This window comes from Arthrobacter sp. 05N33_2 (assembly GCF_056397425.1).
Genome location: NZ_JBFTNJ010000004.1, coordinates 64,061 through 75,995 on the forward strand (window position 1 = coordinate 64,061; position 11,935 = coordinate 75,995).

An 11,935-nucleotide genomic window follows, 5' to 3' on the forward strand; every position below is an offset into this window, starting at 1 on the left:
AGCGCTGACGCACAGGAGCCCCGGCCGGATCATCCGGCCGGGGCTCCTGTGCAGTGCTTGTTACGGTGCTGTGCGCGTCATGGTGCAGCGCCGCTACGGTGCAGTGCCGCTACGCGCGTTTGGTGACGGCGGCCGGGACGACGGCGACGCGCGGCGCGACGGCCACGGCGGCGATCCCGATCACCGCCGTCAGCGCGAACACTCCGGCAAACGACGCCGACGGCGCCGCCGTCGCGAACGCTGCGAACACGATCCCGGTGCCGGCGAGGGCCAGGGCGCCGCCGAGGGAATCCGAAATGGACATCGCCGAACTGTTGAAACCCTCGGTGTCCTTGGTGGAGAGTGCCAGGGTCATGACGCTCAGCCGCGGATACATCAGGCCCATGCCGCCCCCGGCGAAGATCCATCCCGCGATCGCGACCCCGGCCGGCCAGGCCAGCACCGTGGTCACGAGGGCCAGGACGACGGCGCCAAGGACCAGGGCCGATCCGATCCGCACCGCCCTCCGGTGCTCCAGCCGGGTCCCCAGCCGGCCTTGGATGGCCGACGCAGCAGCCCAGGCGATGGCGCCGCCGGTGAGCGTGAGGCCAGCAAACGTCGGGGCGAAGGCGTAGCGTTCCACGAGCAGGTACGGCAGGTAGACCTCGGCGCCGAAAAACGCCGCGGATGCCAGGCCGCGGGTAAGGATCACGCTCGGCAGGCCGCGCCGGGCGGTCAGCGTTCCCCGCGGCATGAGGGGACGGACGGCCAGGAGCGCGACGGCGACGGCGGCCGCCGCCAGCACCCCGCCGGCGACCGGTACCGCGGCGGACAGGTTCAGGCCCAGCACGGCGAGCGCTGCCAGCGCCGCCAGCGCCAACTTGGCAAGGCCTCCCGGCCGGCCGCGGGGCCCTGGCTCAGCGGCCGGGGAATCTCCGTCGGCGCCCGTGCTGCCGTTCAGGCCGCGCAGGGCCGGGGCCGTCAGGAGCAGGGCCGGCACCACGAGTCCGACCACACCGAGAAAGACCCACTGCCAGCCGGCCAGCTGGGCCACGGCGCCGGCCGCGAACGGTCCCACTAGGGACGGGATGACCCAGGCCGCGGAGAAGGCGGCGAAAATTTTCGGATGCAGGACCGGCGGGTAGACCCGGGCAATCACCACGTAGAGGGCCACGGTAAGCCCACCCCCGCCGAGTCCCTGCACCAGCCGTCCGGACACGAGGACCGGCATGGTTCCGGCGGTACCGGCGATGAGCAGGCCGAGCACGAACATGCCCACTGCGGCCAGGAGCGGCGCCACCGGCCCCTTGCGGTCCGACCAGCTGCCCGCGGCCACCATGCCGATCACCCCGGTGGCAAGCGGCCCGGCGAAGGCCAAGGCGTAGAGTCCCGCACCGTCCAGTTCCCGGCTGACGAGCGGCATGATGGTGGTCACCGCCAGGGACTCGAAGGCCGCCAGGAACACGAGCGCGCAGGCGCCGAGGGTCACCAGCAGGTAGCTGCGGTGGAAGATGCCGGCCGATTCCGGGACGGCTTTCGGACGGGATTCCTGGTGATGGGGCGGGTCGGTCTGGGGCACGTGCCACAGCTTACAACCGGACCCTCACAGCCCGCCCGCCTGTGGGCTTATCAGCTGGCCGGTGGGCCCATCAGCTGCCGGTCCGCCGCCGTCAGCCCGCCTCGTCGAACCCCTGGGCAGGAACCACGACGGCGCCACTGGCCCTGGAGTCCGGGTTCAGCATCCAGCCCACACGCTTGACGGTGCTCAGCATGACGACGCTTTCCACGAGCTCGATCCCGGGCACTTTTTGTTGCAGCGCCACCTCGATGTTCATGACGTCCGCTAGGGACTGCAGCCACATGATGATCACGAAATTCGTGGGCCCCGTGGTGGAGGCGCTGAGCCGGACGTTTCGCATGGTCCTCAGCTCGGCGGCGGCGGCCTCGTGCCGCCCGGCGGGGACGTTGACGAACCATTGGCAGGTCACGGGGAAAGCGGAGAGTTTCTGGGCCACCTCGCACCGGAATGACAGGATGCCGCTGGCGAGCACACGGTTGAGCTGGCGCTGGACGGTGGCCGGGTGCCTGCCGAGGCCGCGGGCAATGTCCGCCGCCGTGGCCCGCCCGTCCCTGGCCAGGAACGGCAGGAGCGCCAGGTGGCTTTCCGGCAGCGCCTCCCGGGCGGCAGCCTGGGCAACCCCGGTGGCCTCGGGCCCGGCCAACGCCCGCACGGCGGCCTGCTGCGCGCGGCTCAACACGTTCAGCCGCCAGGAGCCGCCGCTCGCGTGCAGCCTGGTGCACAGGGCGGTCTGATATTTGAGGAGGCCGTCAATCTCCTTCAGCCGGGAGATGACTTTCAGGCTGAAATCGTCCAGGGAGGGCGTAATGACTGTCAGCATGAGGTCCCGGTGGCTGGCCGCCTCCTCCACCGTGACGATTTCCGGCATCTCGGCGAGCCTGGCGGTGACTTCCTCGCGCCGGTGCATTTCGCAATCCACGGCGACGAACGCCAGGCACATTTGCTGGGGGTCACCGATCAGGTGGGCGGTGATCCAGGACACGCCAGAGTCCAGCAGCCGCTCCCACCGGGCGGCCAGGGTGGTGGCGTGCACGCCCAGCACCTGGGCCGCATCCGCCCAGCTCAGCCGCGGGGCAATCTGCAGGACGTTGATCAGGGCGAGATCGTCCTCGCTGAGTTCCATCATTTCTCCCTTCATCCATGCACGAAACCTGCGGCAACAGTCTATTCGTGCATTTTTTCTGCCCTTCGGGCGGGTGTGAACTGTGTCACTTGAGAATAGACGCAGGACGTCCCCGCCGGACGTGAACCAAGGAACTTCGAAAACAAGCCAGTCGCCAACCAGGCGATTTTCGATAAACGACAAACGACAAACAAGGAGAACACGTGCCGATCACCGCAGATGCCCGGGAAATGCAGACGGACCTTGCCCGGCTCCGCCACGAACTGCACCGGGAACCCGAGATCGGCCTGGCGCTGCCCCGCACCCAGGAGAAGGTGCTCAAGGCCTTGGACGGGCTTCCCTACGAGATCACCCTGGGCCAGGAGACGACGTCGGTCACCGCAGTACTGCGGGGCCAGGGGCCCGGGACCGAAGGGGGCTCCCGCCCGGCGGTGCTGCTGCGCGCTGACATGGACGGCCTGCCGGTGCAGGAGAAGACGGGCGTGGACTATACGTCCAGGATCGACGGCGCCATGCACGCCTGCGGCCACGACCTGCACACCTCCATGCTGGCAGGGGCCGCCACCCTCCTGGCCGAACGCCGGCACCAGCTGGCCGGCGACGTCGTCCTGATGTTCCAGCCCGGCGAGGAAGGCTTCGACGGCGCGAGCCACATGATCCGCGAAGGCGTGCTGGATGCCGCCGGCCGGCGTGTGGACGCCGCCTACGGCATGCACGTGTTTTCCGCCCTCGAACCGCACGGCACGTTCTGCACCAAGCCCGGCGTCATGCTGAGTTCCTCCGACGGCCTGGTGGTCACCGTGCTCGGCGCTGGCGGTCACGGGTCGGCCCCGCACTCGGCCAAGGACCCCGTCACGGCGGCCGCCGAGATGGTCACTGCCCTCCAGGTCATGATCACCCGCCAGTTCAACATGTTTGACCCCGTGGTCCTCTCCGTGGGGGTCCTCCAGGCCGGCACCAAGCGCAACATCATCCCGGAAACCGCGCGCATCGAGGCCACCATCAGGACCTTCTCCGAGGAAGCCCGGCAGAAAATGATGGACGCCGTGCCGCGGCTGCTGACGGGAATCGCGGCGGCACACGGCCTCGACGTCGACGTCGACTACCAGCAGGAGTATCCGCTGACCATCACGGACGAGGACGAAACGCACACCGCGGAGAACGTCATTGCGGGCCTGTTCGGCGACTCCCGGCTCTCCCGCTGGGCCACCCCGCTGAGCGGCTCCGAAGACTTCTCGAGGGTTCTGGCCGAGGTCCCCGGCACGTTCATCGGGCTGAGCGCCGTCCCCCGGGACACCGACCATGCCACCTCCGCGTTCAATCACTCCCCGTACGCCACGTTCGACGACGGCGTGCTGGCTGACGGCGCCGCACTCTACGCCGAGCTCGCCATCTCAAGGCTGGCCGCACTCGCGGCCGCCGACGCTCCTGCCGCGGCCAACACGGTAGCCGCCGCCTCCGCCCTTTCCTAGCCCGCACCCCCGAGGGAGAAGACCATGACTGCAGCCACGATCACGCCGGCGGCAACCCGAACATCCACCCGCAAGACGCTCGTCGGCACCGGCATCGGCAATGCCGTCGAATGGTATGACTGGGCCATCTACGCCACGTTCACGCCGTTCATCGCCAGCCAGCTTTTCAGCAAGTCGGATCCTGCGTCCGCGGTGCTGTCCACGCTGGCGATTTTCGCCGTCGGCTTCGTTGCCCGCCCTTTCGGCGGCTTCCTGTTCGGTTGGATCGGTGACCGGATCGGCCGGAAGGCTTCGATGACCCTGGCCGTGGGGCTGGCGTCGGTGGGCAGCCTGATGATCGGCATCGCGCCGACGTTCGCGGCGGTCGGCGTCTGGGCATCGCTCACGCTCCTGGTGGCGCGCCTGATCCAGGGCCTGGCCCACGGCGGCGAGCTGCCGTCGTCGCAGACGTACCTGTCCGAAATGGCGCCGAAGGAACACCGCGGCTTCTGGGCCACCCTGATCTACACCTCCGGCACCGTGGGCATCCTGTTCGGAACCCTGCTCGGTGCCGTGCTGAACATGACGCTGAGCACCGAACTCATGAACGCGTGGGGCTGGCGTATCCCGTTCCTGATCGGCGCGGCCATGGGTCTCTACGCGCTGATCATGCGGTCCCGGCTGCACGAAACGGACGTCTTCGAGGGTGAGGCCGCGACGGAGAAGCGCGCTCCGATCTGGCCGCAGATTGTCCGCCACCGCAAGCAGGCCCTCCAGGTGATCGGCCTGACGGTCGGCCTGACCGTGATCTACTACATCTGGGGTGTCGTCGCCCCCAGCTACGCCACCACCGCCCTGAAGATCGACCGGGGCGAGGCCCTGTGGGCCGGCGTGATCGGCAACATCGTGTTCATCGCGGCGCTGCCCTTCTGGGGCAAGCTGGCGGACCGGATCGGACGCAAGAAAGTGCTGTGGGCCGGTGCGATCGGCGCAGGAATCATGCACTTCCCGATGACCGCCCTGCTCAAGGATTCCGCCTGGCAGCTGGCCGTCAGCATGTCCGTCATGCTGATCTTCATCGCCGCCAGCGCGGCGATCGTCCCGGCCGTCTACGCCGAGCTGTTCCCCACCAGCATCCGCACCGTGGGCGTCGGAGTGCCCTACTCGATCTGTGTGGCCGTGTTCGGCGGAACCGCGCCCTATCTGCAGCAGTGGCTCGGCACCACCGTGCAGATGCCGCAGCTGTTCAATGTGTACGCCGTGCTGCTGCTTGCCATCTCCGCGGCCTGCGTCTTCACCATCCCGGAAACCAAGGGCAAGGACCTCACGCTCTGATCCGGTCCCGCCCGGTTGAGCTATCAGCTGTGGCTGTTCTGGAGGGTCCAGGACAGCCACAACTGATAGCTCATCGCATTTAAAACGTCAGTCGCCGATGTAGCGGTTGCGCCCGGCCCGGTACCCGAACACCGCTGCGAGAGAGCCCACCAGCATGAACAGCACACCCGCCGCGGCAAAGGATCCGGTGGACTGGTGCAGCTGGCCGACCAGGAGCGTGCCGCTGGAGCCAATCCCGTAGCCCACGCCCTGCATCATCCCGGAAAGGTGGGCCGCGGTGTGCCCGTCCCGGGTGCGGACCATGATCAGCGTCAGCGCGGCGGCGGTCAGGCTTCCCTGCCCCAGGCCGAGCAGCCCGGTCCACAGCCACAGGAGTTCCACAGGCCCGAAGATGCTCAGCGCGAAGCCACCGCCGGTCATGAGCGCCACCACCGTGTTGAGGGCACGCTGGTCCCGGAACCTGGTGGCCAGCGCCGGCGCGAACAGCGAGCCCAGCATCTGCAGCGCAATCGAGGCCGAGACGATCAGGCCGGCCGTGCCGCCGTCCACCCCCCGTTCGCGCAGGATCGGCGCCAGCCAGGCGAAGACGCTGAAGGACATCATGGCCTGCAGGACCATGAACCCGGTCACCTGCCAGGCCACGGCGGAACGCCAGACGTTGACGCCTCCGGCCGGCCGCGCCGCCCCGCCGGGACGGGCCCGGAGCGCCGGCGGCAGGAACAGCAGAAGGACGACGCCGGCCGGCAACGCCCAGAACCAGAGCGCCGCCGTCCATTCCCCGCTCGCGCGGAAGACCGGGAACGTGAAGCCGGCACCGAGCGCGGCCGAGGCACAGATCGCCGTGGTGTAGAGGCCGCCCATGAGGCCCAGGCGATGCGGAAAGTCACGCTTGACCACGCCCGGCAGCAGCACGTTGCACAGTGAAATCGCGGCCCCGCACGCGGCGGTCCCGGCGAGCAGAGCCGGAAGGTGGCCGGCCGCCGGCAGCTCCAGGGGCCGCAGCAGCAGCCCGGCGGTGAGCACCGCCATGGCACCGAGCAGCACCCGTTCGGCCCCGAACCGGCGTGCCAGCCCAGGGGCGAGCGGAGCGAACACCCCGAGCAGCGTCACCGGGACGGTGGTGAGCACCATGACCGCCCAGGCCGGAAGCCCGGCGTCGGCCGTCACCTCCGGCAGTACCGCAGCGAAGCTCGAAAACACTGTGCGGAGGTTCAGCCCGATCAGGACCAGGCAGATCCCCAAATACGCGAGCTGCCGGCGGCCGGCAGCGCGCGGCGGCCCGACGGGGCCGTCCCGGAGAACGGCGCCGGCCGAATGGTCCAACTCGTCAGTTTTCCCAGCTGAGGTCACCCGCCCCATTCTTGCAGGCCCGCGTCTTCACCCCTTCCCTTCAATCCTTCCTCCGCGGCCGGCCCGCCGGGGCGGCCGCGGGATCCCCGGGCGGCCCGGCCCGGCGAACTCAACTATTCTGGAAGGGATGAGCGAATCCCCAGAATCCCCCGGCCTGCAGGCAAACCCGGAGTCCGGCTTCCCGGACCAGAGCCAGTTGCCGCGCCCCGTGACCCCCGGCAGCCAGGCCTCGTTCGGCACCTATGGGGGCCGCCCGGTGAGCTTTGTACGCCGCGGCACGCGCCTTCAGGGCCGACGCCAGGCGGCCTGGGAGGAACACGCAGACCGTTGGGCGGTTGAGGTCCCCCGCCATGTCGCCAACACCTCCGTCCACCCGGACTATGTGTTCGACGCAGAGGCCGAATTCGGCCGCACGGCTCCGCTGGTTGTCGAGATCGGCTCCGGGCTGGGCGACGCCGTTTGCCACGCCGCGGAGCAAAACCCGGACAAGGACTTCCTGGCCGTGGAGGTTTACACCCCCGGCTTGGCCAACACCTTGATCAAAATCAACAGCCGCGGACTGAGCAACGTGCGGGTGGTCGAGGCGAACGCCCCTGAGGTGCTCGCAACCATGCTCCCGGCTGGCTCCGTCACGGAACTATGGGTGTTCTTCCCGGATCCATGGCACAAGTCCCGGCATCACAAGCGCCGCCTCATTCAACCGGCGTTCGCTGATCTCGCCGCCCGGGCCATCAGGCCCGGCGGCATCTTCCGGATCGCGACCGACTGGTCCAACTACGCCGTTCACGTCCGCGAGGTCATGGCGGGCTCGGCGGAGTTCGAGAACCTGCACGAGGGCGAGCGCGCCGGCGCGGACAGCCCCCTGACCCAGGTGTGGGAATCCGGCGTCGAGTCCCGCGTGGGCGGAGCACCGGTCAAGGAAGGCCGGGCGCCGGTCAGCACCGAGCACACCGGACCCAACGAGGGCGTCGACGGGACCGGCGGGTGGGCGCCGCGGTTTGAGGGCCGTATTCTGACCAGTTTCGAAAACAAGGCGCACGAAGCCGGCCGCCTGATCTTCGACCTCAGCTACCGCCGGATTTAGGCACCACGGCGCGCGGGTACCTTTTGTTGAGCGGCTTCGCGTGGCACGATTACGGAACGAACCACGCTGGGTAGTACTAAGGAAACGATCATCAAACGAGAATTGAACGACGCTGCTGACGTCGCCGAGGACGTCACCAATTCGAAGCCCCTCGAAATCGCAGCGCGGGCCGGGTTCGCCGTGTCGGGGTTGCTGCACTTCCTCATCGGGCTGGTCGCGATCCGGCTTGCCATGGGCGGCCAGGGCCAGGCCGATGTCAGCGGCGCGGTGGAAGAGCTCGCCGGGCAGCCGGCGGGGCCGTTGCTGCTCTGGACGTCGTTTGCCGCCTGCGTGGCGCTGGCCATCTGGCAGGCGTCCGACGCCATTTTCGATTTCGGGCACCTGCCGACCAAGAAAAAGGTCGGCAAGAAACTCAAGGCGGCCCTGCAGGCCGTGGTGTACACCGCGTTCGCCCTGACGCTCGCGTCGGTCGCCACCGGGGCCGGCTCCGACAACCGCGAGTCGACGTCCGATATGACCGTAAACCTCATGAAGGCACCGGGAGGCGTCGCACTCCTGGTGATCATCGGCGCCGCGGTAGCCGTCACCGGGATCGTCTACGCGATCCGCGGCTTCAAGAAGTCCTTCATCAAGTACCTGCGGATGCCGTCCCAGCCGCAGGCGCGCACCGCAGTGACGGTGATCGGCATGGTGGGCTACGTTGCCAAAGGCTTTGCCCTGCTGCTGGTGGGCCTGCTCATCATCATCGCCACGGTGAAGGCACACCCCGAAGAGTCAACCGGGCTCGACGGCAGCCTGAAGGCCCTGCGGGAGCAGCCGTTCGGCGTGTACCTGCTGGCCGCAGTGGGCGTAGGCCTGATCTGCTACGGCATCTACATGGCGATGCGGGCCAAGCTCGCGAAGATGTAGGCCCGCGTCGGTTTCCATGTCCCGGACCGGAAGCATGTCCCGGACCGGACGGACCGCAGCGCCCCACGAGTGGGCTACCCCTGGGGCACGGCGATGACAGCAACGGTCTGCTGCTGCTCATCGCGCATCTCGACACTGGCGATCCTGGCCAGCTGCACCGGCGTCGCCCCGGTGATCCGGACTCTGCCGGTGGGCGTCGCCGTCCACGCGCAGGCGCGGTCCACGCCGCCGTCACGGTCCTTTACCCAGAGTGAGAGGGTCCCGGCGACGGGCAGGCTGCGGCCGTCCACCGCCAGTTCGGTGCCCCAGGTTTTCTTGACGAGCCCCACCGTGACCTCCAACCCGCTGCTGGCCGCAACGGAATAGCTCGCGTCCGGTTTGGCGGGTTGGCTCAGCAGCGGACCAGCCAGGATCCCCAGCCCCAGGCATGCGGCGGCCGCCGCGGCCACCGCCGACGTCCACCGGCGCCGCACCTTCCGGCGTCGGGCGGCGAGCTCGTCCAGGAGCCGGCTTGGGACAGGTTCGGGTTCCGGCGGGACCAGCGCGCGGTCCCGGGCGGCCGCCGCCGCGGCGGTTAGCGCGACGGCGTCGGACACCGGGATCGCGTCCAGCAGCGCGGGGAGGCTGGCAAGTTCGTCCAGCTCCTGGCGGCAGTGGGCGCACACCGCAAGATGCTGCTCGAAGGCCGCGGCTTCGGCCTGCTCCAGCCCGCCGAGCAGGTACGCGCCGAGGAAGTGATGCAACTCGGTCCCGTTCACTGCTGCACCCCCATTTCGTCGAGGATCGTCCGTAGGGCCCGGACGGCGTAGAACGCCCGGGACTTCACCGTGCCGCTGGGGATCTTCAATTGGGCGGATGCCTCCTGGACTGTGTAGCGGCGGTAGTGGAGCGCAACAAGGACTTCGCGGTGTTCCGCGCTGAGCCGCAGCAACGCCTCCTCCATCAGCACCTTGTTGAGCAGTTCGTCGATGCGCCCGGCGCCGACGCCGCCTTCCGGGAGGGCCTGGACATCGCGGTCGCCGGCTTCCTGCGGCCGCCTTTGGGCCTTGCGGTAATTGTCGATCATGATGTTGCGGGCCGTCCGGAACAGGTAGCTGCGCAGGCTGCCAGTGATCTGCGGCGCCTGCTGCCAGACCCGCAGCACCGTCTCCTGGACGACGTCGTCGGCGAGCTGAGGATCCCGGGAGACGCTGAGGACAAAGCGTTTCAGGGCCGTTCCGTGGTCGCGGTAAATCGCAGCCACGACGTCTTCGTCCAGCGGCATTGCCCACCTCCCGGAAATTCGTGCTCTGCCCCTCTACGACGTACGGGCAGGCCCAATAGTTCAGTGTGCCCCAGGACAGCCCGACACGAACATGTCGGTTCCGTCATGAACCATTCCGCTCTCCATGGCGTCGTATCTCGTAGCGCCGGCCTCCGAGTTGGGCTGGCTCGAGTCTAGGAGCAGCAAATGAAGAAGCATCTCAGCATTGGCTTGTCCGCGTTCGCTCTGGCCGCCCTCCTGTCCGGCTGCGGCGGCGGAACGACCACGACGCCGACGTCGGCGGCACCGGCCACGTCGGCTCCCGCAGAGTCCAGCGCGCCGGCGAGTTCCGCGCCGTCGTCCATGGCCGCGGCGGAGCTCTCGGTGGGCGAGTCCAAGGCGGGCCAGATCGTGGTGGCCGACCAGGGATTGAGCGTCTATTTCTTCACCAAGAACACGAAGGATTCCGGGAACAGCGTCTGCACCGGCGCGTGCCTGACGTCGTGGCCCGCTGTCACGTCGACGACGGCGACTCCCACAGTTAACGGCGTCACCGGCAAGGTCGGAACCATTCCCACGGCTGACGGAAAGATGCAGGTGACCATCAACGGGATGCCGATCTACTACTACTCCAAGGACCAGGCCGCGGGGGACATCAACGGCCAGGGCGTCGGCGGGGTCTGGTTCCTCGTGTCACCCTCCGGGGAAATGATCACCGCACCGCCGGCCGGGTAGGCTCGCCGGCCGCGGATCCGCCGGGCCCGGTCCGCCGGGCAGGAAAACTAAACCCGGCACGGCCGGGCCAGAGTTAGTCGGCACGGGTTGCTCAACACGGCACGGCCGGCGCCTGCATTTGGGGGCAGACGCCGGCCGTACCGGAAAACTGTCGCGGAAGGCCGCCTACGGGCGGGCCTTTTCGAACTCCGCTGACCCTGCGAACTCAACAGCCCCTTCGAAGTCAACAGCCTCTTCGAACACCACAGCCGCGAGGATTTCCTGGGTCCGCGGATTGAGCATGAAGGCCTCGTCGTCGTCCTCCAGCATGAGGAATTCGCCCTGTTCCGTGGTGAAGTGCCAGGCCAGGGTGGTCTCCCCGTTGTGCTCATAATTCGGATCGCCCATGGTGATCCGCACCAGGCTGTGGCCCGCGAGGGCGCACAGCTCGCGGATGATCTGCTCGAACTCCGGCGCGTCCAGGAGCGCCTCCTCCGCGGCTGCCGCCTGGCGCTCCGCGAGGTCGGAAAGCCGGGCCACCCGCCCGGCAATGTGGGCGTCGAGGTCGTCGTCGGAAAGGACCAGCAAGTCCTCCTGGCCGCGCAGCCACGCGGCATTCAGCGCAGCGATGTCCTCTGTTGCGAGGATCGACTCGAATTCCCCGTCCAGTTCTTCGATGCGCCGAACGGCGTCGGAGACCCCGTCGCCCGGTTCGTCTTCCTCTGTGCTTCCGGCGGCCCAGCCGCTGCCGCCGTCGAGGTAGCTGTCGACGTCGGTGTCGGTCAGGGCGCCGAAGGCGGCCACCGTGCGGTTGAAGAGCTCCAGGTGCGCGGCGGCACCCATGGCCTCCAGGCCTTCCCGGACGTAGGGGTCGACTTCCTCGCGTTCGGGCGCGGTGAACACGTACTGCGCGAAACCGCCGGCCAGCGCCTGCGTGAGGTAGAAGTCCACGTAGTAACTGCGCAGCGCGGCCGGGGAGATCTCTTCCGTGTCCAGCAACTCCTCGAACATGGCGTTGACCACGTTGACGTTCGCGTCGACGACGTCCTCGTTTCCGCCTTTGAGGCTTTCGGTGGTCAGCACGGTGGGGTAGCTGTGGGCGGACTGGATGGTGGGCTCACTGTGGGTCATGCGGAATCCTTACTGCTGGCGCTGCTGATACTCCGGA

11 protein-coding genes are annotated in these 11,935 nt (G+C 68.4%); 5 read left to right on the forward strand and 6 right to left on the reverse strand.

All coding sequences use genetic code 11. The features are described from left to right. Positions 1-109 precede the first annotated feature (109 nt). Together AC1DHX_RS04695 and AC1DHX_RS04700 are read right to left on the reverse strand one after the other, a co-directional pair. On the reverse strand, positions 110-1,558 hold the full coding sequence (locus tag AC1DHX_RS04695; RefSeq protein ID WP_476860219.1) for an MFS transporter: 1,449 nt from the start codon (positions 1,556-1,558) through the stop codon (positions 110-112). A 91-nt stretch (positions 1,559-1,649) separates the two neighbouring features. Further along, complete coding sequence (locus AC1DHX_RS04700; protein ID WP_476849817.1) at positions 1,650-2,681, reverse strand: Lrp/AsnC family transcriptional regulator; 1,032 nt, start codon at positions 2,679-2,681, stop codon at positions 1,650-1,652. Between the two features lie 203 nt (positions 2,682-2,884). Here AC1DHX_RS04700 and AC1DHX_RS04705 point away from each other — a divergent pair, with 203 nt between their 5' ends. Together AC1DHX_RS04705 and AC1DHX_RS04710 are read left to right on the forward strand one after the other, a co-directional pair. Beyond that, positions 2,885-4,153, forward strand: coding sequence for a M20 metallopeptidase family protein (locus tag AC1DHX_RS04705; protein ID WP_476860220.1), 1,269 nt, complete (start codon positions 2,885-2,887; stop codon positions 4,151-4,153). A 24-nt stretch (positions 4,154-4,177) separates the two neighbouring features. Then, positions 4,178-5,467, forward strand: coding sequence for an MFS transporter (locus tag AC1DHX_RS04710; RefSeq protein WP_079550797.1), 1,290 nt, complete (start codon positions 4,178-4,180; stop codon positions 5,465-5,467). 87 nt (positions 5,468-5,554) lie between these two features. On the opposite strand, the gene AC1DHX_RS04715 is transcribed toward AC1DHX_RS04710, so the two are convergent. Beyond that, positions 5,555-6,790, reverse strand: coding sequence for an MFS transporter (locus AC1DHX_RS04715; RefSeq protein WP_476860240.1), 1,236 nt, complete (start codon positions 6,788-6,790; stop codon positions 5,555-5,557). 154 nt (positions 6,791-6,944) lie between these two features. Here AC1DHX_RS04715 and trmB point away from each other — a divergent pair, with 154 nt between their 5' ends. Both trmB and AC1DHX_RS04725 read left to right on the forward strand, forming a co-directional pair. Continuing rightward, complete coding sequence (trmB, locus tag AC1DHX_RS04720) at positions 6,945-7,901, forward strand: tRNA (guanosine(46)-N7)-methyltransferase TrmB (protein ID WP_476860221.1); 957 nt, start codon at positions 6,945-6,947, stop codon at positions 7,899-7,901. A 102-nt stretch (positions 7,902-8,003) separates the two neighbouring features. Continuing rightward, positions 8,004-8,810 (forward strand): DUF1206 domain-containing protein, encoded by an 807-nt coding sequence (locus AC1DHX_RS04725; RefSeq protein ID WP_230007768.1) that lies wholly within the window; start codon positions 8,004-8,006, stop codon positions 8,808-8,810. A 74-nt stretch (positions 8,811-8,884) separates the two neighbouring features. Here the strand turns inward: AC1DHX_RS04725 and AC1DHX_RS04730 are convergent, their stop codons facing one another. Both AC1DHX_RS04730 and AC1DHX_RS04735 read right to left on the reverse strand, forming a co-directional pair. After that, the gene (locus AC1DHX_RS04730) at positions 8,885-9,568 is read right to left on the reverse strand and encodes an anti-sigma factor family protein (protein ID WP_476860222.1); all 684 of its coding nucleotides are present in this window, start codon (positions 9,566-9,568) and stop codon (positions 8,885-8,887) included. Next, the gene (locus tag AC1DHX_RS04735) at positions 9,565-10,074 is read right to left on the reverse strand and encodes a sigma-70 family RNA polymerase sigma factor (RefSeq protein ID WP_026538160.1); all 510 of its coding nucleotides are present in this window, start codon (positions 10,072-10,074) and stop codon (positions 9,565-9,567) included. Before AC1DHX_RS04735 ends, AC1DHX_RS04730 begins: the two co-directional genes overlap by 4 nt. Positions 10,075-10,260: 186 nt before the next feature. Between AC1DHX_RS04735 and AC1DHX_RS04740 the strand changes: the two genes are divergently transcribed. Beyond that, positions 10,261-10,788: a COG4315 family predicted lipoprotein gene (locus tag AC1DHX_RS04740; protein ID WP_476860223.1), complete on the forward strand. Its 528-nt coding sequence runs from the start codon at positions 10,261-10,263 to the stop codon at positions 10,786-10,788. 165 nt (positions 10,789-10,953) lie between these two features. Here AC1DHX_RS04740 and AC1DHX_RS04745 read toward each other — a convergent pair whose 3' ends face one another. Then, entirely contained in the window at positions 10,954-11,898 is a 945-nt protein-coding gene (locus tag AC1DHX_RS04745) for a DMP19 family protein (RefSeq protein WP_476860224.1), read from the reverse strand. Positions 11,899-11,935: the final 37 nt, after the last annotated feature.

Excerpts from the sequence above, each read along its gene's own strand:
- AC1DHX_RS04740 (WP_476860223.1), top strand. The coding sequence starts at position 10,261 with ATGAAGAAGCATCTCAGCATTGGCTTGTCCGCGTTCGCTCTGGCCGCC.
- AC1DHX_RS04700 (WP_476849817.1), bottom strand. The coding sequence starts at position 2,681 with ATGGAACTCAGCGAGGACGATCTCGCCCTGATCAACGTCCTGCAGATT.
- AC1DHX_RS04710 (WP_079550797.1), top strand. The coding sequence starts at position 4,178 with ATGACTGCAGCCACGATCACGCCGGCGGCAACCCGAACATCCACCCGC.
- trmB (WP_476860221.1), top strand. The coding sequence starts at position 6,945 with ATGAGCGAATCCCCAGAATCCCCCGGCCTGCAGGCAAACCCGGAGTCC.
- AC1DHX_RS04745 (WP_476860224.1), bottom strand. The coding sequence starts at position 11,898 with ATGACCCACAGTGAGCCCACCATCCAGTCCGCCCACAGCTACCCCACC.
- AC1DHX_RS04735 (WP_026538160.1), bottom strand. The coding sequence starts at position 10,074 with ATGCCGCTGGACGAAGACGTCGTGGCTGCGATTTACCGCGACCACGGA.